Source organism: Chishuiella changwenlii, from assembly GCF_900142565.1.
Lineage (GTDB): Bacteria > Bacteroidota > Bacteroidia > Flavobacteriales > Weeksellaceae > Empedobacter > Empedobacter changwenlii.
Map to the genome: position 1 here is coordinate 237,972 of NZ_FRBH01000004.1, position 24,044 is coordinate 262,015.

Annotated in this window: 20 protein-coding genes; 9 read left to right on the forward strand and 11 right to left on the reverse strand. The window is 31.1% G+C overall.

Annotated features, from left to right (window positions below; all coding sequences use genetic code 11):
- Nucleotides 1-375: 375 nt before the first annotated feature.
- The 7 genes from porN to BUA86_RS06015 form a co-directional block, all read right to left on the reverse strand.
- Nucleotides 376-1,281, reverse strand: a complete 906-nt coding sequence (porN, locus tag BUA86_RS05985) for a type IX secretion system ring subunit PorN/GldN (protein ID WP_072930755.1) — start codon at nucleotides 1,279-1,281, stop codon at nucleotides 376-378.
- A gap of 25 nt (nucleotides 1,282-1,306) precedes the next feature.
- Complete coding sequence (porM, locus tag BUA86_RS05990) at nucleotides 1,307-2,875, reverse strand: type IX secretion system motor protein PorM/GldM (protein ID WP_072930759.1); 1,569 nt, start codon at nucleotides 2,873-2,875, stop codon at nucleotides 1,307-1,309.
- 50 nt (nucleotides 2,876-2,925) lie between these two features.
- Entirely contained in the window at nucleotides 2,926-3,597 is a 672-nt protein-coding gene (gene porL / locus BUA86_RS05995) for a type IX secretion system motor protein PorL/GldL (RefSeq protein ID WP_072930761.1), read from the reverse strand.
- Between the two features lie 38 nt (nucleotides 3,598-3,635).
- The gene (gene porK, locus BUA86_RS06000) at nucleotides 3,636-5,078 is read right to left on the reverse strand and encodes a T9SS ring complex lipoprotein PorK/GldK (RefSeq protein ID WP_072930763.1); all 1,443 of its coding nucleotides are present in this window, start codon (nucleotides 5,076-5,078) and stop codon (nucleotides 3,636-3,638) included.
- A 105-nt stretch (nucleotides 5,079-5,183) separates the two neighbouring features.
- Nucleotides 5,184-6,332, reverse strand: a complete 1,149-nt coding sequence (locus BUA86_RS06005) for an arginase family protein (RefSeq protein ID WP_072930765.1) — start codon at nucleotides 6,330-6,332, stop codon at nucleotides 5,184-5,186.
- A 6-nt stretch (nucleotides 6,333-6,338) separates the two neighbouring features.
- Nucleotides 6,339-8,867, reverse strand: coding sequence for a type I DNA topoisomerase (gene topA / locus BUA86_RS06010; RefSeq protein WP_072930767.1), 2,529 nt, complete (start codon nucleotides 8,865-8,867; stop codon nucleotides 6,339-6,341).
- 83 nt (nucleotides 8,868-8,950) lie between these two features.
- Entirely contained in the window at nucleotides 8,951-9,745 is a 795-nt protein-coding gene (locus tag BUA86_RS06015) for a hypothetical protein (protein WP_072930769.1), read from the reverse strand.
- A gap of 116 nt (nucleotides 9,746-9,861) precedes the next feature.
- Here BUA86_RS06015 and miaB point away from each other — a divergent pair, with 116 nt between their 5' ends.
- The 9 genes from miaB to groL all read left to right on the forward strand — a co-directional run bounded on the left by miaB (nucleotide 9,862) and on the right by groL (nucleotide 19,596).
- Nucleotides 9,862-11,307 carry a tRNA (N6-isopentenyl adenosine(37)-C2)-methylthiotransferase MiaB gene (gene miaB / locus BUA86_RS06020; RefSeq protein WP_072930771.1) on the forward strand — a complete coding sequence of 482 codons (1,446 nt, stop codon included), beginning with the start codon at nucleotides 9,862-9,864 and terminating at the stop codon, nucleotides 11,305-11,307.
- Between the two features lie 99 nt (nucleotides 11,308-11,406).
- Nucleotides 11,407-12,669, forward strand: a complete 1,263-nt coding sequence (locus tag BUA86_RS06025) for a sigma-54 interaction domain-containing protein (protein ID WP_072930773.1) — start codon at nucleotides 11,407-11,409, stop codon at nucleotides 12,667-12,669.
- 3 nt (nucleotides 12,670-12,672) lie between these two features.
- Nucleotides 12,673-13,182, forward strand: a complete 510-nt coding sequence (locus BUA86_RS06030; protein WP_072930775.1) for an LptE family protein — start codon at nucleotides 12,673-12,675, stop codon at nucleotides 13,180-13,182.
- A gap of 21 nt (nucleotides 13,183-13,203) precedes the next feature.
- Nucleotides 13,204-14,247: a tetratricopeptide repeat protein gene (locus BUA86_RS06035; RefSeq protein ID WP_072930776.1), complete on the forward strand. Its 1,044-nt coding sequence runs from the start codon at nucleotides 13,204-13,206 to the stop codon at nucleotides 14,245-14,247.
- A gap of 4 nt (nucleotides 14,248-14,251) precedes the next feature.
- Nucleotides 14,252-14,602: a preprotein translocase subunit SecG gene (gene secG / locus BUA86_RS06040; protein WP_072930778.1), complete on the forward strand. Its 351-nt coding sequence runs from the start codon at nucleotides 14,252-14,254 to the stop codon at nucleotides 14,600-14,602.
- A gap of 94 nt (nucleotides 14,603-14,696) precedes the next feature.
- Complete coding sequence (locus tag BUA86_RS06045) at nucleotides 14,697-15,113, forward strand: hypothetical protein (RefSeq protein WP_072930780.1); 417 nt, start codon at nucleotides 14,697-14,699, stop codon at nucleotides 15,111-15,113.
- A gap of 8 nt (nucleotides 15,114-15,121) precedes the next feature.
- Nucleotides 15,122-17,464 (forward strand): zinc-dependent metalloprotease, encoded by a 2,343-nt coding sequence (locus tag BUA86_RS06050; RefSeq protein ID WP_072930781.1) that lies wholly within the window; start codon nucleotides 15,122-15,124, stop codon nucleotides 17,462-17,464.
- A 157-nt stretch (nucleotides 17,465-17,621) separates the two neighbouring features.
- The gene (locus tag BUA86_RS06055; protein WP_072930782.1) at nucleotides 17,622-17,900 is read left to right on the forward strand and encodes a co-chaperone GroES; all 279 of its coding nucleotides are present in this window, start codon (nucleotides 17,622-17,624) and stop codon (nucleotides 17,898-17,900) included.
- A 67-nt stretch (nucleotides 17,901-17,967) separates the two neighbouring features.
- On the forward strand, nucleotides 17,968-19,596 hold the full coding sequence (gene groL, locus BUA86_RS06060) for a chaperonin GroEL (protein WP_072930783.1): 1,629 nt from the start codon (nucleotides 17,968-17,970) through the stop codon (nucleotides 19,594-19,596).
- A 73-nt stretch (nucleotides 19,597-19,669) separates the two neighbouring features.
- Here groL and leuB read toward each other — a convergent pair whose 3' ends face one another.
- The 4 genes from leuB to BUA86_RS06080 are packed head-to-tail and all read right to left on the reverse strand — an operon-like array spanning nucleotide 19,670 to nucleotide 23,955.
- Complete coding sequence (leuB, locus tag BUA86_RS06065) at nucleotides 19,670-20,794, reverse strand: 3-isopropylmalate dehydrogenase (RefSeq protein WP_072930784.1); 1,125 nt, start codon at nucleotides 20,792-20,794, stop codon at nucleotides 19,670-19,672.
- Nucleotides 20,781-21,383: a 3-isopropylmalate dehydratase small subunit gene (leuD, locus tag BUA86_RS06070; protein ID WP_072930785.1), complete on the reverse strand. Its 603-nt coding sequence runs from the start codon at nucleotides 21,381-21,383 to the stop codon at nucleotides 20,781-20,783. The genes leuB and leuD overlap by 14 nt, the downstream gene beginning before the upstream one ends.
- Nucleotides 21,384-21,391: 8 nt before the next feature.
- On the reverse strand, nucleotides 21,392-22,783 hold the full coding sequence (gene leuC / locus BUA86_RS06075; RefSeq protein ID WP_072930786.1) for a 3-isopropylmalate dehydratase large subunit: 1,392 nt from the start codon (nucleotides 22,781-22,783) through the stop codon (nucleotides 21,392-21,394).
- Entirely contained in the window at nucleotides 22,780-23,955 is a 1,176-nt protein-coding gene (locus tag BUA86_RS06080; RefSeq protein WP_072930787.1) for a 2-isopropylmalate synthase, read from the reverse strand. Before BUA86_RS06080 ends, leuC begins: the two co-directional genes overlap by 4 nt.
- Between the last annotated feature and the right edge of the window lie 89 nt (nucleotides 23,956-24,044).

Below are 24,044 nucleotides of genomic sequence, written 5' to 3' on the forward strand. Positions count from 1 at the left end.
TTATTATTTAGCATAATTTTAATATTAAAAACTTCTATTGATTTATATTTTATATTGAAGCTACTTTAAAACGATTATTCTATTTAGATAAATTAACAACGAATGTCAAGCTAAATTCATTTCAGCTTCTCATTAATTTAAACTGATATGAGTTTCGACTTGGCTCAATGTGACAAGGATGATATACCTGACTTAAACTAAATTTATCATTACATAATACTTAGTTTTTCCATAGAAATGAATATGGCAACAGCAATAAAAACAAAATCATGATTGAACATAGAATAGAATAATTAGTTTAAACACTTTTATAATAAGAACAAAAAAAAGAGATTAGTTAATTAACTAATCTCTTTTTTATATTTCTTTTCAGAATTAATAATTCCACATATCAGATTCTGTCTGAATGATAGAGTTTCTAATTCTATGGTGTTCTTCCATTTGACCTTTAGAATCTTTTGGAATATAATCTCCTATTTCTTTTGCCCCAAACGTTGTTTGAGCTTTGTAAATAACAGAATTAAATCGTCTTGCATTTAATAACTCATCATATGTAATTGCAGAAGTTGAATTACTAGGATTAAATACTTTGTATTCTGCTAGAGTTTTACGAGCATCTGGATACCAAATCCAAAATAAATCGATATAACCTCCTTCATCAGCAAACTCAGTTCCTAAAGATTGTGCATCAGGTCCCATAATAGCTAAACCTAATAAACGGTATCTTAATTCACCTAAACGACGATCGATATACCAAAGACCTTTTGTCTTTAACATTTTAATATCAGCCGATTTTACTTTGTAATTAAAGATTGCTCCTTCGTCTGGTGTTTCACCAGCTTGGATCATATCGAAGTAAAATTGTTGAGTATCTTTCTTCTCATTACGAGCCATAATTTGCTCATAATTCATTTTGTTTAAAAAGAACTCATCGTCATAAACTTCTGTAATCTTTTTATCACGAATTCCATCAACTAATACATCGTATAAAGATTTAGAATTCTGAACTAATTCATCACCAGATAAATAATAAGGTTGATTGATTCGTTCATTCAAATCAATAACTTCCCATACAACTTTTGACCATAACATGTCTTTATCTTCGATAAAACCATATTCTAATGGGGCAACAGCCAAGTCGATTGTATCTCCAGCTTCGTCAACTCTTGTTTTATTTTCGCGGTCTCTTCTTAACTGCTCTGGCGTTACAGCGTTAAGAACATTTTGCGCCATTGTAAGGGTTGAGAAGAAACTCATTAAACCAAACAAAAGATATTTCATATTCTAAATTTTTAACTTTTAAATATTATTGTACTTGAATAGAGATTGATGATGCCTCTCCTGTTAATCCAGAATTAGTTTTGTATTTAATATCAAATACACCAATCACATCTCCTTTTTTCGTTTTAGAAATTGCTCCTGCAGCTGCATTCATTTTATTTCCAGTAACACGAACTGTTGCTTGACCAGGAACTTTTACATTAAATGATGTAACTTCTCCTGATACTGGGAATAAGAAATCTGGCCAATCTACACGAATTGTTTGTGCAGCTACACCATTATCTGGTATAGAAGGACTTGTATTTCCTAAGATAACCCCACGTGCTGGTGGAACTGGTTTAATACGGAATGTTTCTCTAACAGTTAACGTTTTTCCTGAACTTGCTTTAGTAGTTGCAGTGAAAACAACTTCACTTCCTCCTCCTGGAGTATAGTTCCATTTGTTTGCTCCTGCTCCAGAAACACTTCCTGAAGAAGCAACTAAACTAACAGGTCCATTTGCTCCGTTAATTGTTGCAGAAATAGGGTTAACTACTCCACGGTAAACAACACGTAAATTATCAGCTACGATAGAACCTCCTGTTGGATCTTTTTCAATAATCTCAGCAGCTTTCTTATCTAATGTTTGTGCAACAACTTGGTAAGTAGATGGTGCAATATCAACAGTTTTTGATTGTCCGTTAGAAACGTACGTAATTTTACCTGTTAATTGATTAATACCAACTGTAGAAGTATTTAATTTAATAGATGCTTTACCATCTACAACTTCTGCATTACCAACACTTGTTTGTACAGAACCTTTGATAGATCCGTCATAAGCTCCTAAAACAATATTAAGAACTGCTTCGTCACCAACTTTTACTACACCTGGAGATAAGAATAAACCTTGGAATGCATCCAATTCGATTTTCTCTTTTAATTTTCCAGATAATAAATCTCTCACTAAGTTACCTTCTTGTGTACGAGCATCCATCTGCATTTTAGATAAATTTGTTAATGCGGCAACCATTGGTTGATCATAAAACTTCTCATTTACCCAAGATTTTTTCTTAGCTTTTGCTGTTGTTCCAAAGAACTCTTCTAAACTTGCTACAGCAGTTTTAGCTTGAGGGCTTTGTTTTGCATATTTCATCATGAAATTTCTAAACGCATCAATTTTAGATACTAATTCTTGCGCTTTTTCATTTCCTTGATCACCACCTTTACCTTTAAATAATAAAGATACAACTGGTTCTGTATTAGACAATGCATTGTAATCCGTTTCTTCAGATCCAGATACAAAATCTGCTCCAGCTAATTCTTTTTTCAATCCATCAATATAAGTAACAAACTCACTTGTTTGTTTTTTTACCTCTGCAGCTTCTGCTTGAGTAGCACTATATGTTGGATCTTCTTTTACCTTTAAATCAATTTGTTGATAAAATAAGTCATTATTTTTAAAAGTCAATTCTGTTGTTGACTCTAATGACGTATTTATACTTTCAAAAGATCTCAATACCTCACGATCTACGTTCAAAGCCATCATTGCAATGAACACAAGATACATCAGGTTGATCATCTTCTGACGTCCGGTTAATTTACCACCTCCTGCCATAATATTTTTATAGAATTAATAATTATTAGTTAATTTATCTTAGCAGTGAATTAGTTATTTTTCATTGCAGTTAGCATACCACCGTATACTTTGTTTAATGCATTAATGTTAGCAGAAAGTTCTTGCATTTCTTTTAAGAATTGCTCTGAACTACCTGAAGATTTTTGCATGTCTTCGATAAATTGTTTATTTAATTCTACTTGTTTTTGGCTATTTTCTATTTGTTGAGCATAAACAACATTTAATGCATTAATGTTATTTGATGCTTTTGCAATTTCATTACTATACTGCTCTGTAGATGCTACTGCAGAAGTTGTTGTGTTTAATTCATTAACAGCTGCTCCAAATTTATCTAAAGAACCACGTAATCTTTCGAAAACTTCTTTGTCTAATTTAGCGTCTGCTAAAACTTTGTCCAACTCAGATGTTAAGTTGTTACCTGCAGTTGCTACTGCCGCTGTTTTTCTTTGAACTGGCTCTCCTTCTAATAATTCTGGATAAGCTTTTTCCCAATCGTAACTTCCAGACACTTTATCGAAAAATGCAGAATAAAAGAATACGATTGCCTCTGCTACTAATCCTACTGTTAAGATTGCGTTAGCTGAAATAGGACCTAAATTTGTGTGTGTAATTTTACACAATGCCCCGATAATTACTACTGCGGCGAAGAAATTATACAAAAAATTTGTAAAACGTTCTTGTTTTGAAGCTTGTAATGCCATAAAAGTGCTTTTAAAAAATTAAATAGTTTGTTATTGTTTTATTTTGTTCTTCTGTAATTTACTTTTGATCCTTCTGGATAAGACTGTACAGTTCTAAATCCAACAAAACTTCTTGCAGAATCTTTGTGTTCCCAATCACGAGATGATATCATTAATAAATATCCTACATCTTTCCATGAACCTCCACGTACACTTTTCTTCTTTTCAACACCAGAAATTGATGGGTTTAATGAAGATGACATTGTATAAGTAGATCTGTTGTAAGGCGAGCTAGTCCATTCTGCTACATTTCCTGCCATATCATACAATCCATATCCATTTGGACGGAAAGTTTTAATTGGAGCAGTATACATGTAACCTGTTTTTTTACCATCGTTGATCTCTAAATAATCTCCACGTTTTGGTTTAAAGTTTGCTAAATAACAACCTCTATCATCTGTTAAGTAAGGTCCTCCCCAAGGATATGGAGCATTTTCTAATCCTCCTTTAGCAGCATATTCCCACTCTATCTCTGTAGGTAAACGGTAACTAATTACTTTTACAGCTTTTCCTTTTTTACTTTTTCTAGCAAGTGCATCATTGTGGTATCTTGTACGGAAATCACAAAAAGCAGTAGCTTGATTCCAGTTAATCCCTACAACAGGATAATCAGCATAAGCTTTATGCCAAAAATAATCTTGGTGCATTGGATCATTGTATGAGTAATTAAAATCTCTTACCCAAACAGTTGTATCTGGATAAATATTTAAATTAAATTCTTTACGGAAATCAACTCTAAAAGTACCTTTTCTTTTAATAGCAGCATCTTGGTCAACTGTAACGTAAGAATAATTTAACTTACGAGTATCAATTGTTCTTTGTCCATTCATGCGTTCTTCTGGTGGATAGTATAATCCTTCCATTGCCTCAGCATAGTCAATATCTGGATATTTATATTTATCCCACTCTAAAGGAATTTTTTTATTTAATCTTCTATCGTTAATTGGATTTTGCCCATCCCTACCTGTATTAACTTGTCTCATGTATTCATCGTATGGAGTTCCTTCTCCATCTTCAGAACCAGAAATATATGCATAAGCACCTATCCCATCATCACCTCCTGGGTTTTGATTAAGTGGGTCAAAACCTAATGATTCTGCTTTATCAGCTAAAGCAGTTCTAGCAATAGAATCTTTTACATAATTTACAAAATACTTATACTCAGAATTTGTAATTTCTGTATCATCCATGAAAAAACCTGATACTGTAACAGTTTTCACAGGAGCATCATTTGTTTTTGTAAAATCGTAGTCTGTTTGTCCTAAAACAAACGATCCACTTGGAATTGGAACCATCCCTTTTGGACGAACTGGTGTCCAAACTGAAGAACTTTCAGAAACTATCTGCCCATCATTTCTATTACCACTACCTCTACTTTTCAACATCTTACAAGAAGATAAAGAAAGAGTTACTAATAATATACTTACCAAAATTCTATTCATTCTGCTATAGATTTATTTTATACAGGTTTTATACTTTTGTATCAATTGTAATTCGATGCAAATTAAATCAAATTATCAATTGGTTATTAATTTATTAATTACTTTTTAGTAAAATTTTTTAAAATACTTCCACCACCTATTCGGAACTTCCCCTTTAAGTGCTTGCTCATAGTCTTTTTCTGAGCAAGATATTATCTCTTTTTTCGACTTATCATCAACGGTATAATCGACTTCAATCCACCATTGATTTGTTTCAGCATTTCGATAAAAAATATAATTATACCCTTCTGTAGGAACATAAATTTTATCAAAATATTGTGCATCATCAAAACTTTTTATTTCTGGACGATGATTTTTTCCTTCTATAAAGTACCAAATCATCTGTGAAATTAATAAGTGATCTAACTTTTTATAGTTTTCAATATAATCACAAACGTAAATAGATGACACTTTATTGCTAAATCCTAAATATTTTGTCAAAGCACAAATTTCTCTTGAAGAAAAACCATTTGGTGTCATATTCTTTGAAGAAGAAAAATCCGATCCTTGTAAACTAGAAAGGTTGATTAATGCTGCGTTAACGTCTCTTGAATAAGATTCAACCTCTTTTACATTGTCTGCAATTTGCCCTAATCTTATTGTTTCAAAATTTAATTGATTAATTAAATCTAATTGTTCTTGCGCAACAAAATAAGTCTGATAACCAATATTTGTGTAATCCAAAAGATTAAACGGTTCGTGAGAAATTACTTTTGTTAAGTAATTTTCATCAGTTGTTTGATCTTGATCTTTATCTAATCTTAACTTGGAATCAACCGTTAAATAGTATAATTTATCTATTATTCCATCGTAAGCACGATATTGTTGATAACCTAAACTTGGTGTTCCTCCTAGAATTATAACAACATAGCCATCGCTAACTAATCCGTTTATAACTTCTCTAAAAACCTTTTCTGTCTCCTTTTTATTGTCGTCGTAATTTATATCGCCAAAATCATACAAATCAATTGTCCAATTACCTAATTGTAATTCATATAACTGTGTACGTATTAAGCTAAAATCAACATCTTCAATCAAATCGTTTTGTTTTGATCGAGACTCTGTTACTCCAATTAATGCAATTTTATCTTTGTTAGCATTTTCTTCAAGAATATCTTCTTGAAACTTAATTGAAGCTCCTAGAGAGAAAGAGTTACAAGATTTAGCAAAATCTTGTAACTCTTCAGAAACTGGTTTTAAAAAGTCTTTATACATTACTTTTTATTCGTCGTTTTTTTTTGTTACCGTTTTCTTTGTCGTAGTTTTTTTAGCTGTTGTTTTCTTTGCTGCTACTTTCTTTTTCGGTTTCGCAGCTTCTATCAACTTTTCTACTTCTTGTAAAGTTAACGCTTCTGGATTTGTTTCTTTTGATAATTCAACTTTTATTTTCCCTTGAATTAAATTGAAACGTCCCCAACGTGCTTTTTCTAATCTAATTTCTTGTTCTGTCCATTCGCGAACAACTCTTTCAGATTCTTTTTTCTTTTTATCCTCAATTAATTCAATGATATCTTCTTGAGATAAATGATCAAAATCGTATTTTTTAGAAACATTAATAAACCATTCATTCCATTTAATGAAAGGTCCAAAACGTCCTTTTCCTTTCGTTACATCATATCCTTCGTATTGTGCAATAGGCGCATCTGCCTTTAATTTTTCTTCAATTAATTCTTTTGCACGATCAAAAGATAGATCCATTAAATCTTCTTCTTTCGGGATTGAAATATATTTATCATCAAACTTAACATAAGGACCAAAACGCCCTACATTAACTTCTACTTCTTGTCCTTTGTATTCTCCTAAAACTTTTGGTAATTCAAACAATTTCATTGCTTCCTCAAAAGTTATACTATGAATAGATTGGTGTTTTTGTAAACTAGCAAAACGTGGTTTTTCTTCGTCATCTGCTTCTCCAATCTGAATCATTGGTCCAAAACGTCCAATACGTGCATGCACTTTTTTACCAGAAACAGGATCTACACCTAATTCTCTTTCTCCTGTTGCACGATCAGCATTTTCTTGAACATCTTCTACGACATGATGAAATTTTGTATAAAATTCATCAATCATTTCTGTCCAATTTAATTTACCTTCAGCAATCTCATCGAAACTATTTTCTACGCGAGCCGTAAAATCATAGTCCATTACGTTTGTAAAATAATCTACTAAGAAATCGTTCACTACAATACCGATATCTGTTGGCATTAATTTGCGACGATCTGCACCAAAAATTTCTTTTTGTTGTGCTTTTTTAATTTGATTATCTACTAATTTTAAGGTGTTATATTGTCTTTCTTGTCCGTCTAATTCTCCAATTTCTACGTATTCTCTTTTCTGAATTGTAGAAATAGTTGGTGCATAAGTCGATGGACGACCAATTCCTAGTTCTTCTAATTTTTTTACCAAAGATGCCTCTGTATATCGAGCTGGTGCTCTTGTAAAACGTTCTGTACCTAAAATTTCATCAGCTTTCAGTTTTTCATTAATCGTAACACTTGGTAATAATACTTTATCATCATCTACATCTTCATCGTCATGAGACTCTTGATAAACTTTTAAAAATCCATCAAAAACAATCACCTCACCTTTCGCTTGAAAGATAAAATTATTTTTATTGTTATCGATATCGATAATTGTACGCTCTAATTCAGCATTAGCCATCTGAGATGAAACTGTTCTTTTCCAAATTAAGTCGTATAATTTTCGCATCGAATCATCGCCATTGATGGTTTGATTTTCAAAATGTGTTGGTCGAATCGCCTCGTGCGCTTCTTGTGCAGATGAATTTTTATTTTTGTATTTTCTTATTTCTACGTACTTAGCTCCATATTCTGCTTCAACAGTAGATTTTATTGCTGTTAATGCATCATCAGATAAATTAACACTATCTGTTCTCATATATGTAATATGTCCAGATTCGTAAAGTTGTTGTGCTACTCGCATTGTTCTCGAAACCGAAAAACCTAATTTACGAGAAGCTTCTTGTTGTAAAGTAGAAGTTGTAAATGGTGCAGAAGGTGTTCTTTTTGCTGGTTTTTTCTGTAAATCATTTACTTTAAAATCAGCATTTATACATGTTTCTAAGAAATCTTCTGCTTCTTTTAATTTAGAGAATTCCTTTGTTAAAACAGCTTTTAATGTTCTTCCTTCGTTTGTTTCAAAAATTGCTACAAAACGGTAAGATGAAACTGGAGTAAACTTTAAAATTTCTTTTTCTCTTTCTACAATCAATCTTACAGAAACTGATTGTACACGACCAGCAGATAATCCTGGTTTTATTTTTCTCCATAAAATTGGAGACATTTCGAAACCAACCAAACGATCTAAGATTCTACGTGCTTGTTGAGCATCAACTAAATTCTCATCAATTACACGTGGATTTGCAACAGCTCGTTGAATTGCTTTCTTTGTAATTTCGTTAAAAACAATACGCTTTGTATCTTTTTTCTTTAAATCAAGTACATTGTACAAATGCCAAGATATAGCTTCTCCTTCGCGATCCTCATCGGATGCTAGCCAAATTGTTTCTGCTTTGGAAGACAATTTTTTTAACTTACTAACAACATCTTTTTTATCTGGTGTTACTTCATAAATTGGCTGATATTGATTTTCTATATCTATTCCCATTCCTTTCTTGGGTAAATCGACTACGTGACCAAAACTTGATTCTACGATAAAGTCATTTCCTAAAAAACCTTGAATGGTTTTAGCTTTTGCTGGGGACTCAACAATTACGAGATTTTTCGACATATTGTTTTCTTAAATTTTTATGCAAAATTAATAACAAAAAAATGAAGCAGCCAAAAATGATTTCTAACTGCTTCATATTTTTTTTATTTCATGTAAGGATTATCGTTATAAATATCTGTCCCTATTTGGTCTATTTCATTGATTTCGTCATCGTCATCTCCTACAATTGTTTTATAGAAAACATACGTAGCAATATAAACTAAAGGTGCAGCTGCAAGTAAACCTACTCCACATACTAATGCTCCTAATATTACAACACCTAAACATGCTAAACAAAAAACGAATGCAGTTCCAAAGTTTTTAAATAAAATACTTACACTCGATTTAATAGCTTCTGAAGTAGAAAAATTTGTAAACACAATAAAAGGCATAGCTAAAATTGATGTGATATAAAAAATGAAACCTGGAATAATACATAAAATAATTCCTATAATTCCTAAGATTTGTAAAGCTAAATACGTTGTAAAAATTGGTAAAAATTTTCCATCTTTATAATGAATAAACAAATCCGAAAAATCTGGATTTTGATGTTTATCAAATTTTTTTGCCATCGTAAATATACTAATTGTTATTGGAGCTACAGCAGCACCTACAACAAGACTAATTATATTACTTACAAATGCCATTGGTGTTAAAGCACTCATATAAGCACTTTGTAAATCGTCTGGATCTGTTATAACCATTGATGGTACAGAGATAAACAATCCTAAAATAAAGTTTACTGCAAAACTGATTACAATTGTTAAAACAAATGCACTAATTGCATATAATGCAATTCCAGAGAAAATTTCCCATGCTTTAGAAAATGTATCTCCAATATTTACATTGATACTTTTCTGCTTGATTTCCTCAACTTTTAATTTCATTTTATTATCCATAGTTGTTTTTTTAGTTCTTCAAATCTACAATAATGTTAATAAAATGCAAAAGAAATTTTTACTGCCAATATGTCACATACTTTTATTACTTTTGCACGATATATTATCATTTTAGAATGCATACAGAAGAAAAACATATAGATGAAGCTAGACAGGGTGAAGCTTTAATAACTTCCCCAACACGTAATGCTACAAAGAAATTATTCTTAGAAAGCTACGGATGTCAAATGAATTTCTCAGATAGTGAAATTGTTGCATCTATTCTAAATAATGAAGGTTATCAAACAACTCAAAAAGTTGATGAAGCTGATTTAATTTTATTAAATACTTGTTCTATTCGTGAAAAAGCAGAACAAACAGTACGTAAACGTTTAGGAACTCTTAATGCTATCAAAAAACAAAAACCAAGTTTAAAAATTGGTGTTTTAGGGTGTATGGCGGAGCGTTTAAAACATAAATTCCTTGAAGAAGAACATTTAGTAGATATCGTTGTTGGTCCAGATGCATACCGCGATTTACCTAATTTACTTAACGATGTTGAAGATGGTCGTGATGCTATAAATGTTCAATTATCAAAAGAAGAAACATACGCAGAAATTTCACCTGTTCGTTTAGGTGGAAATGGCGTTACTGCTTTTGTAACAATTACACGTGGTTGTGATAACATGTGTACATTTTGCGTTGTTCCATTTACTCGTGGACGTGAACGTTCTAGAGATCCTCATTCAATTTTAAATGAGTGTAAAGAATTAGTAGAATCAGGTTATAAAGAAATCACTTTACTTGGACAAAACGTAGATTCATATTTATGGTATGGTGGTGGTCCAAAAAAAGAATTTAAGAACGCTACTGATATTCAGAAAGCAACAGCTGTAGATTTTGGTCAATTATTAGACATGGTTGCGACTCAATTTCCAAATGTTCGTTTACGTTTTTCAACTTCTAATCCACAAGATATGGAAGAAAAAGTATTGGAAGTAATGGCGAAACATAAAAACATTTGTAAATACATCCATTTACCCGTACAATCAGGTTCTACTACTGTATTAGAAAGAATGAATCGTCAACATACACGTGAAGAATATTTTGAATTAATAGACAAAATTCGTCGTATTGTTCCAGATTGTGCTTTATCTCATGATATGATCGCAGGTTTCTGTGGAGAAACAGAAGAAGAACATCAAGATACATTATCTTTAATGGAATATGTAAAATATGATTTCGGTTATATGTTTGCTTATTCTGAGCGTCCAGGAACTCCTGCTCACAAGAAAATGCCAGATGATGTTTTACCTGAAGATAAAAAACGTCGTTTACAAGAAATCATCGAAATGCAACAAAAACATTCTGCTGAACGTATGAATAGTTATGTTGGTAAAATTCATGAAGTTTTAATTGAAGGAAACTCTAAACGTGACGAAAATTTCTGGTACGGAAGAAATACTCAGAATGCAGTTTTAGTTTTCCCTAAAGTAGAAGGAACTAAAATTGGTGATTTTGTTAATGTAAAAGCTAATAGCTGTACAACTGCAACCATTATTGGTGAAATGGTTGAAGCTTAAAAAAATATAACAGAATTTATATTGACCTAACTCAATACAAATTCAATTGATGTAAATTGAATATTCATTCGGTTTATACAACCTTAAAAAACTATAAAAATGGATTCTTTACAAACAATCAAACAACGTTTTGGAATCATTGGAAATAATGTAGTCTTGAACCGCGCTCTTGAGAAAGCGGTTCAGGTTGCACCTACAGATATATCTGTATTAGTTATTGGAGAAAGTGGTGTCGGGAAAGAATTTATTCCTAAAATCATCCACAATCAATCTGCTCGTAAGCATAATAACTATATTGCTGTTAACTGTGGAGCTATCCCAGAAGGAACTATAGATTCTGAATTATTTGGACACGAAAAAGGTGCCTTTACTGGTGCAACACAAACTAGAAAAGGATATTTTGAAGTTGCAGATGGTGGTACTATTTTTTTAGACGAAGTAGGTGAATTACCACTTTCTACACAGGTTCGTTTATTAAGAATATTAGAATCAGGTGAATTTATGAAAGTTGGTTCTTCTGATATTCAGAAAACCAATGTTCGTGTTGTTGCTGCAACTAATGTAAAACTTAAAGATTCTGTAGAAAAAGGAAAATTTAGAGAAGATTTATACTATCGTTTAAATACTGTACAAATAGACATTCCTGCATTAAGAGATCGCAAAGAAGATATTAATCTATTATTTAGAAAATTTGCTTCTGATTTTGCAAATAAATACAGAATGCCTCACATAGAACTTTCTCCTGAAGCTCAGAATTATATTGCAAATTATCCTTGGCCAGGGAATGTTCGACAATTAAGAAATTTCTCGGAACAAGTTTCTGTTATAGAAAAAGATCGTGTTATAACGTTAGAAAAAATTATGGAATTATTACCAAATAATTCTACAATGTTAACGGTAACAAGTAAAAAAGAAGGAAGCTCATCAGACTTTATGGAGCGTGAATTATTGTTTAAAGTTTTATTAGACATGAAAAAAGACTTAAACGATTTACGTGCATTAACGTTAGATTTGATTAAAAATAAAGATGTTGATGATTTTAATGGAAACACACAAGAATTAATTCAACGTGTTTACCAAGAACAATCAGATGATAGTAACGATTTTATTCCAAGTCAATACAATGTTGTTCCTTCAAATCCTAAAACACAAACTTATCAACCTCCTCAATACGATTATTCGAACGATGTTTATGATGTTAGTCCTATCGAAGAGCCTGAATCTTTATCCTTACAAGATAACGAGAAGGAAATGATAAAATTAGCATTAGAAAAACACAAAGGAAAAAGAAAAATGGCGGCAGATGAATTAGGTATTTCAGAACGCACATTGTATCGTAAAATCAAACAATATCATTTGTAAATCATGAATAAAATAAAAGTATTAATCCTTAGTATTTTTGCTCTTTTTAGCATTACAGGATGTATAAAATATTCCCTTTCTGGTGCTGCAATTCAACCAGATTGGAATACGATTTATGTTGCAACATTTCCTAATTATGCTCCACAACAAAATCCTACTTTAAGTCAGGATTTAACAATATCTATTCAAGATATTTTTCGAAGTAGAACAAAGTTAAAATTAAATTCTAATGAAAATTCTGATTTAATTATCGAAGGAGAAATTACAGGTTATGATATTACTCCAGAGGCTATTCAAGCAAATGATATTGCTGCAAGAAATAGATTAACAGTTTATATAAAAGTTCGCTATATTAATAACAAAGACGAATCTAAAAGTTACGATAGAACATTTTCTGCTTTCCAATTGTATGATGGAAATGCAATGTTAAGTACTGTAGAGTCATCAATTGTTCCATTAATTATTGATGATCTTCGTGACCAAGTTTTTGCTTCCATTGCCATGGATTGGTAGAAATAATCTTATATTTGAACAATGACCAGAATAGAATATTTAGTAGCGCATCCATACGAAGTAGAGAAATCGGACATTCCGCTTCTTAAAAAAGAAGTTGAGAAATACCCCTATTTCTATACATTACGTGCATTGCTTTTATATGGTTTAAAAAAAGAAAATCATCCTTCTTTTGAAGATTATCTTAATAAAACTTCTATTCACAGTAGTAACCGTGTCGATTTATATCATTATCTAAATTCTGAAAAAATAGAGAAAAAAGATAATTTTAAAAATGATACAAATCTTGATGAAACACCTTCTTTTGAAGAAAAAATACAAGAAGAAAGCATTTCTGTAATTAACGAAGTCAAAGAAGAAGTTATCGAAGAATTTACACCAACTGTTATTGAAGAAGAGAAACAAGAAGAAGTAGAAGTTGTTGATAATTCTATTTCAGATGCTTCTAAAGAAGAAAATGATTATGTTGTTGAAATTGAAAATATAGAAGAAACAATTGAACTAATTCAGGAAATAGAGGAAGTTCCTGTGGAACAAGAGAATAATCTTGAAGATGATATTCTAAATGCTTTACAACAAACTTCTGAAATTGAGGTTGAAGAGGAAAAAAATATTGTTAACGATCCTATAATTAAGGAAGAAGAAACTATTGTAGAAGAAATTAAAGCAGAAAATATTGATTCTGATTCTACTCATTCTTTTTCTGACTGGTTAAAGAGATTTCCTTCTCAACAAAAAGATCAAAAAACATTAGAAGAAGAACAGGAAATAGCTGAAAGAGAGATAAAGTATAAGTTAATAGATGATTTTTTGGAGAAAAATCCTAAAATCGTTCCTATGAAAAAAGTCGATATTCCTTCACCAAATACAACTTCTAATTTTGGAAAGAATAGTGAAGAATATTCGGATTTAATGACCGAAACTTTAGCTCAAATTTATATTGAACAAAAGAAATATGATAAAGCTATTAAAGCTTATAAAATATTAATTTTGAAATATCCAGAAAAAAATGGTTTATTTGCAAATCGAATTAAAGAAATTGAAAATTTAACAAACTCTAAATAATAAAATGGGACTATTTCAGTTTTTCATGATTATTATCATGATTTTAAGTGTATTACTAGTATTGATTGTTTTATCTCAAAACCCTAAAGGAGGAGGATTATCTTCTACTTTCGGTGGCGGAGGTGGTAGTCAAATGTTTGGAGTACAAAGAACTAATAAGTTTTTAGATAATACAACTTGGGGATTATTTATTGCTATTGTTGTATTAATTATTGGTGCAGGTGTTACGCATGAAAATCCAAATGCAATAAAAACTGTAAAACCAAATGTTACAGCACCAGCTAATAACTTGCCTGCTCAACCAGCGGCAAACGGAGCTAGCCAAAACCAATTACCTGCTCAACCAGCAAAGTAATTTCTAAAATTTTATACAATTTAAAGCCTCAAATATTTCATTTTGAGGCTTTTTCTTTATAATATTTAATACCTTTAAACCAAATTATCTTACTATGAAAAAATACATTTATATACTTATTTCATTTATCTGTATTTTTGGATGCTCTGCACAAAAAAAATATCAAACTATTAATGAAAATGATTACAATCTAATTAGTACTTACTCGTTAGACGGAATTAATAAAACTCATTTTTTAAAAAACGAAACGGAATTAAAAAATTTTTATAAAAGTCTTGATGAATCATTCATAAAATCTGCTCCAAGAATTGTTGTAGATTTTGATGAAAAACAAGTTGTTCTTGTGTATAAAAATCATATCGATTCCTATAATCTTGATTTTATTTCTGGTAATGATAAAATTTATCAACTACATTTATCGTTATTAGAAGGTATCGAATTAGAAAATGATCCATCTAATTTTTTAATGATTGTCGTTCCTAAGACAATCGAAAAATTAACTATAAAATAACAAGTCTTATGAAGAAAATAACATCTATTCTCGTTATTACTACAATTCTTTTTGGAGGAAATGTTTTAGCTCAACAAAATTTTTGGAAAGCAACATCACAATTAAGTAGTAAGTCTAATGAACAATTAATTGCTCGTACACATTTACCTACAAAATCTATAAAGCTAGATTTAGCTTATGATAATTTAGTTAATTATTTAACGAAGATGAATGCAAAAGGTGCATCTAAATTATTAAAATTCCCAGATGAAAACGGAAAATTTATAACGTATAAAGTAACTGAAAATTCTAACTTTTCTGATGAGTTACAAGAACAATATGCTGATATAAGATCTTATTCTGGTTATAATATCGATAACCCTAATCAAAAAATTAATTTTAGTTTATCTCCTCAATTTGGTTTCTTTGGTTCATTGACTAATGGTGATAAAAATATTTTAATTGATACATACACTAAAAATAAATCTTCTTATATTATTTATGATAAGAGTAATTTAGTAAATGATAACTCTAACTTTAAATGTCATGTTGATGACCACGAAAATGATTTAGGTATTGATAATTTAAATTTTGAAAAAGTTGCTAAAAATTCTAGCATAGCAGCAGTAAATGATGGAAATCTTAGAAAATTTAGATTAGCTATTACAACTACTACAGAATATTCAAATTATATTATTCAACAAGCAAATGTTAGCAATGGAACTTTAGCACAGAAGAAGGCAGCTATTTTAGCAGCAGTAAATGTGTCTATGACAAGAATTAATGGAGTTTTGAAAAATGATGTTGGTGTATTTTTAGAATTAATTCCAAACACAGATCAATTATTTTTTATAGATAATGATACATTTAATTCAGCTAGTGCTAACCAAATGATTGATGAAAATGTTATTGTGACAAATAATATTATAGGAGTTTCTAATTATGATATTGGGCATTTATTTTTTAAAGTAGACAATGCTGATGATTCTAATGGTTTAGCAAATACTTCAGCTGTTTGTAGTAACAATTTAAAAGCTGGAGGTGTTACAGGAACAGTTGCTCCTGTAGGAGATGCTTTTGATATTGATTTTACTGCACATGAATTAGGTCATCAGTTAGGTGCAAATCATACATATAACAATAACTTTAATAGATCTTCTACTAGTGCAATGGAACCAGGTAGTGGCTCAACAATTATGGCATATACAGGGATTAATCCACCAAACATACAACAAAACAGTGATGCTTATTATCACACAAGAAGTATAGATGAAATAAATATTGTGCTTAATAGAGTTACATGTGCTCAACTTGTTCCTACTACTAATGTAGCACCAGTTATTACGTCTAACTTAAAAACATTTTATTCATTACCTATCTCAACAGCTTTTGCATTAGAAACATCTGCTACAGATGCAAATAATGATCAGTTAACTTACACATGGGAACAAATGAATCCTCAAATTTCAGAAACTTCTGTTATTAGTGGACCTGTTAATAATAGATTATATGGTAATCCTCCATTATCATCAAATACTCGAGGTCCAAATTTTAGATCTTTCCCACCAAAAAGTGAAGGTATACGTTATTTCCCTAGATTAGAAAAAATCCTTACAAATGAATTAGTTTTTACTACAAATCCATATTTACGTTCTCCAAGTGATTATGATAAAAATAATTGGGAAGTAATTCCAAGCGTTGCAAGAACAATGAATTTTTCTGTAACTATTCGTGATAATAATACCAACGTTGGTCATACAACTCGTCAAAATGTAAGTTTAAACTTTGTAGCAGCGGCAGGACCATTTAAAGTTACTTCACAAACAATAAATGAGAATTGGGTACAAAATAATCAAGCAACTATTAATTGGGATGTTGCTGGAACGACAGCAAATGGAATTAATACTCAAAATGTAAAAATTCTATTATCAACAAACGCTGGACAAAGTTTTGACAAAGTTTTAGCTGAATCTGTTCCAAATAATGGATCTTACACATTTACAGTTCCTGGAGGTTTAGGAAATACTAATACTGCAAGAATTATGATAAAAGCAATTGATAATGTTTTCTTAGCTGTTAATTCAACAAATTTCTCAATTGAAAGTTCATTAGAAATTGAAGATCCAAAAGATAATCAATTTGATATTTTCCCTAATCCATCTAATGGAATTATTAATCTTAGATTGCCAGAATTTTTCAAAAAAGGAGCGATAAGAATTGTAGATATAACTGGACGAATTGTTTATTCAAATCAATTAAATTATTCAGCAACTCAACAAATTAATTTATCTAGTTTATCAAACGGGGTTTACATCGTTTCTTTAGAATTAGACAATGAACATTTCACGAAAAAAATCATTATTAAAAAATAAAAAATCAATTTAAATATTTACCAATGCCAAGTTGTTCTGACAGCTTGGCATTTTTGTTTTATAGATTTTATTTAAACATTCCATAATGGCAGTAAATGGCTGTTGGCATACTTTTAGTTGATTTAATTGTAATAATTAAAAATAAAAAAATACAAATATGTCACATTTAAACATTAAACCATTAGCAGATAGAGTTGTTATCGAACCTGCTCCAGCAGAAACTAAAACAGCATCAGGAATTATTATTCCAGATTCTGCAAAAGAAAAACCACAAGAAGGAATTGTAGTTGCAGTTGGTAATGGTAAAAAAGATGAACCTATGACAGTTGCTATTGGAGATAAAGTTCTTTACGGAAAATATTCTGGTACAGAATTAAAATTAGAAGGAAAGGATTACTTAATTATGCGTGAAGCTGACATTTTAGCAATCATTTAATAGACTTTTAAATTATTAAAATATACAAACCAAAGTACATTGTACTTAATACATAAAAAATTAAAAAATGGCAAAAAACATTAAATTCGATATAGAATCTAGAGACGCTTTAAAAAGAGGTGTTGATGCATTAGCAAATGCAGTAAAAGTAACATTAGGACCAAAAGGACGTAATGTAGTTTTAGAGAAATCTTTCGGAGCTCCACATGTAACAAAAGATGGTGTTTCTGTTGCAAAAGAAATCGAATTAGAAGATCCTATCGAGAATTTAGGAGCACAAATGGTAAAAGAAGTTGCTTCTAAAACAAACGATGTTGCTGGTGATGGTACAACTACTGCTACTGTTTTAGCACAAGCAATCGTTCGCGAAGGTTTAAAAAATGTTGCTGCGGGTGCAAATCCAATGGATTTAAAACGTGGTATTGACAAAGCTGTTGCTGGAATCGTAGCTAACTTAAAAGAGCAATCTGAAGAAGTTGGTGATTCATCAGAAAAAATTAAACAAGTTGCATCTATTTCTGCTAACAATGACGAAACAATCGGAACATTAATCGCAGAAGCTTTTTCTAAAGTAGGAAAAGAAGGTGTTATTACTGTAGAAGAAGCAAAAGGTACTGAAACTTATGTTGACGTTGTAGAAGGAATGCAATTTGATCGTGGATTCCAATCTCCATACTTTGTTACAAATACAGATAAAATGATTGCTGAATTAGAGAATCCTTACATTTTATTATGTGAGAAAAAAATCTCTAACTTACAAGAAATCTTACCATTATTAGAGCCAGTTGCCCAATCTGGTCGTCCATTCTTAATCATCTCTGAAGAAGTAGAAGGACAAGCATTAGCTACTCTAGTTGTTAACCGTTTAAGAGGTTCTTTAAAAATTGCTGCTGTAAAAGCACCAGGATTTGGAGATCGTCGTAAAGCAATGTTAGAAGATATTGCTATCTTAACTGGAGGTACAGTTATTTCTGAAGAACAAGGAATTACTTTAGAAACTGCTACTTTAGAAATGTTAGGAACTGCAGAACGTGTTGTAATTGATAAAGACAATACAACTATCGTAAACGGAGCTGGTGATGCTGACCAAATTAAAGGTCGTGTTAACCAAATTAAAGCGCAAATAGAAACTACAACTTCTGATTATGACCGCGAAAAATTACAAGAGCGTTTAGCTAAATTAGCTGGAGGTGTTGCTGTATTATACGTTGGTGCTGCTTCTGAAGTTGAAATGAAAGAAATTAAAGATCGTGTTGATGATGCATTACATGCAACTCGTGCTGCAGTAGAAGAAGGTATTGTTGCTGGTGGAGGTGTTGCTTTTGTTAGAGCATTATCTAATTTATCTGAGATTGATACTAAAAATGCTGATGAAGCTACAGGTGTTAAAATCGTTACACGTGCTATAGAAGAACCATTACGTCAAATTGTACACAATGCTGGTGGAGAAGGTTCTGTTGTAGTAGCTAAAGTAAAAGAAGGACAAGGAGACTTCGGATACAATGCTAAAACAGACGAGTATGTTAACATGATTGAAGCTGGTGTAATTGATCCTACTAAAGTTGCTCGTGTTGCATTAGAAAATGCTGCATCTGTTGCTGGTATGTTAATTACAACTGAAGCTGTTGTTACAGAAATTAAATCTGATGAGCCTGCAATGCCACCAATGGGTGGAGGAATGCCAGGAATGATGTAATCAAACCTCATCAATTGATATAGAAAAAGCCATCTTAAAAAGATGGCTTTCTCATTTGTCATAAAATAAAAAACTATATAATTGTCGATTTTCCCATCATAATATTTTCAAAATTGAAATATGAATCATGGTCATGTTCGTTCAATAATATTTTAATCACATAATTGGCAACAACAGATGTTGAGTAATCACTAGTTTCATCTAGATCAGAAGTTACGATCAAGTTATTGATTGCATTTTCTACTGCATCTTCAATTGCTTTTGCTCCTTCTTCTAATCCTAAATAACGTAACATCATTGCAGCGCTTAAAATAGATGCCATTGGGTTAGCAATTCCTTTACCTTTTGCTTGAGGATATGAACCATGAATTGGTTCAAATAAAGCATTCTCTAATCCAATTGAGGCAGATGGTAACAACCCTATACTTCCTCCTATTACACTCCCTTCATCAGATATTATGTCTCCAAACATATTCTCTGTTAAAATAACATCAAACTGTTTTGGGTTAAGAATCAATTGCATTGCGGCATTGTCTACAAATAAGAAATCTAATTCAACATCTGGATATTCTTTACTAATTTCCGTTGTCACCTTTCTCCATAAACGAGAAGTATCTAATACATTTGCTTTATCTACTAACGTTACTTTTTTACGACGTTTAGTAGCTTCTTGAAAAGCTAAATGTGCTATTTGCTCTATATCTGCTCTACTATAAGAGCATGTATCATATGCATAAGAAAAGTCTTCTGCAGTAAATTTTTCACCAAAGTAAATTCCATTAATTAACTCTCTGAAAATAACCATATCAGTTCCCTCTATACGAGATTTTTTTAATGGACTTCTACTTAATAAAGAGTTATAAGCTTTTATAGGTCTAATATTCGCAAATAAACCCAGCTCTTTTCTCAATTTTAATAGACCTTGTTCAGGACGAACTTTTGCATTTGGATCGTTATCATATTTAGGATCTCCAATAGAACCAAATAAAACAGCATCTGCATCTTTACATAATTGTAATGTATTATCTGGTAAAGGGTTTCCTGTTTCATCAATTGCAATTGCACCTATTAGAGCATCTTCAAAAGCAAAATTATAGTCAAAAACCTTTTCAATTACTTTTAAGATTTTTACAGTTTCAAAAACCACTTCTGGTCCTATTCCATCGCCAGAAAGTACAGCTATTTTATGCGTTTTCATTGTGTAGAGATTTATATCGTTGTTCGTATTTTTCTATTTCTTCTTTTTGACTAATTAAAAAATCAATATCATCATAACCATTAAGTAAACAGATTTTTTTATAGCTATCTACTTCGAATTGAATAATTTTATCTTGAATTTTTAATGTTTGATCTTCTAAACTAACTTCAAATTCTATTGAAGAATCATTATCAATTAATTTAAATAATTCATTTAAAACTTCATCGCTAACCACAATTGGTAAAATCCCATTGTTTAACGCATTTCCTTTAAAGATATCTGCAAAATAACTACTGATTACAACATCAAATCCGTAATCTTTTATTGCCCAAGCAGCATGTTCTCTGCTACTTCCACAACCAAAGTTTTTTCCAGCTACTAAAATTTTTCCTTCAAATTTTTTATTATTTAATGGAAAATCTTCAATTAATTGATTATCCTGATTAAATCTCCAATCTCTAAATAAATTATCTCCAAAACCTTCTCTGCTTATTGCTTTTAAAAAACGTGCAGGAATTATTTGATCTGTATCAATGTTCTCTATTTTAATTGGAACTGCTGATGATTTTATATGATTAATAGAATCCATTTTTACATTTAATTTTTATTAACATCTACAATTTTTCCATGAATTGCCGCTGCCGCTGCCATTAAAGGACTTGCTAAAAGTGTACGAGAATTAGGACCTTGCCTACCTTCAAAATTCCTATTAGATGTTGATACACAATATTTTCCTTCTGGTATTTTATCTTCATTCATTGCTAAACAAGCCGAACATCCTGGTTCTCTTAATTTAAAACCAGAAGCTTCAAAAACTTTATCTAAGCCTTCTTCAATTGCTTGTCTTTCTACTTGTTTAGATCCCGGAACTATCCAAGCAACAACATTCTCATTTCGTTGTTTACCTTTTACATAATTCGCAACTTCTCTTAAATCCTCGATTCTTGCATTTGTACAACTCCCTATAAAAACATAATCAATAGGATAGTTAACAATGGATTGATTATCTTTAAATCCCATGTATTTTAATGCTTTCTCAAAAGATTCTTTCTCATTTTCGTTTAATGAATCTTTAGATGGAATAGTTTCTTTAACAGAAATTCCCATTCCTGGATTTGTACCAAACGTAATCATTGGATAAATATCCGCAGCATCAAATTCTATTTCTTCATCAAAAACAGCATCAGTATCACTTGGTAAAGTTTTCCAATAAGCTACTTTTTTATCCCATTCTTCTCCTTTAGGTGCAAATGGTTTATCTTTTAAATACTGAAAAGTTGTTTCGTCTGGTGCAATCATACCACCACGAGCTCCCATTTCTATTGACATGTTACAAACGGTCATTCTACCTTCCATCGACATGTTCTCAAAAACATCTCCTGCATATTCACAAAAATATCCCGTTCCAGCATTGGTTCCTATTTTAGAAATAATGTATAGAATAACATCTTTAGGTTGAACATTTGCATTTAGTTTCCCATTCACTTTAATTCGCATAGATTTTGGTTTATTCATCAATAAACATTGACTTGCAAAAACCTGTGCTACTTGGCTTGTTCCTATTCCGAAAGCTATTGCTCCAAATGCTCCATGTGTCGATGTATGACTATCTCCACATACCATACTCATTCCTGGTTGAGTAATTCCTAACTCGGGAGAAATGATATGAACAATTCCTTGATAGGGATGTCCTAAACCATAAAATGTAATATTATTTTTTTCGCAATTAATTGCTAATTGTTCTAATTGTTGTTTAGATAAAGGATCACGAACTGGTTGATCCTGATTAATTGTAGGTACATTATGATCTGCAGTTGCTACAATCTGCTCTGGTCTAAAAATTGGAATATTTCTAGCTTCTAATTCTGCAAAAGCTTGTGGGCTTGTTACCTCGTGAATAAGATGTTTATCGATATATACAACTTGTGGTCCGTTCTCTACTTGGCTTACAACGTGTGCATCCCAGACTTTATCAAATAATGTTCTCATGCGATTTTAATTTCTGATGGTTGTCTAAATTGATTCATTAATCGAATTAAATCTTCTTTGACTACTTCTTTTTTAGAATCAGCGATCTCTAAAAATTGATTGTAAATTACATCTAGTTCATTCTTTGTTGTGTCAAATCCTATTCCTTTTAACCTGTAAGCTAAAGCAGAGCGTCCACTTCTTGCTGTTAAAATAATAGATGATTCGTTTACACCAACATCTGCTGGATTGATAATTTCGTATGTTTCACGATTCTTAATCACTCCATCTTGATGAATCCCTGAACTATGCGCAAAAGCATTCGAACCAACTATTGCTTTATTTGGTTGTACAAACATTCCCATAGTTTCAGACGTTAATTGGCTTAATTCTGTTAACATTTGTGTATTAATATCTGTATAGAAATTAAGTTCCTTATGTTGATTAAAAACCATTACAACTTCTTCTAACGCTGTATTTCCTGCACGCTCTCCTATTCCATTAATTGTACATTCTATTTGTCTAGCTCCATTAACTGCGCCTGCAATAGCATTCGCAGTTGCAAGACCTAGATCGTTATGATTATGACATGATATCACAACATCATCAATTCCAATTACATTGTCTTTTAAATATTTTATTTTTGCTCCATACTCATGTGGTAAGCAATATCCTGTTGTATCTGGAATATTAACCACAGTTGCACCAGCATTTATAACTTCTTGAATTACTTGTGCTAAAAAAGCATTATCTGTTCTTCCTGCGTCTTCTGCATAAAACTCTACATCATCTACAAAAGATTTTGCATAAGCAACTGCTTCTACAGCTCTTTCTATAATAGCATCTCTATTAGAATTAAATTTATGAATAATATGAGAATCTGATGTTCCTATTCCCGTATGTATTCTTGGTTTCACAGCATATTGTAATGCTTTTGCTGCAGATTCTATATCTTTTTTATTTGCACGAGTTAAACCACACACTGTAGCATTTTTTACTAATTTTGAAATTGCATTCACTGCTTCAAAATCTCCAGGACTAGAAATTGGAAAACCTGCTTCTATTACATCAACTCCTAATTCATCTAACTTAGCAGCAATCTCTAATTTCTGTTTTTTATTTAATTTGCAACCTGGTACTTGCTCCCCATCTCTCAGTGTAGTATCAAAAATTTGAATTTTTTCGGCACTCATAGCAATTTGTTTTCTTTATTATTGTTCTGTAAAATTAATTTTGTATTAATTTTATGATTGATAAAGTGAAGAGAAATTACAATTCTTAA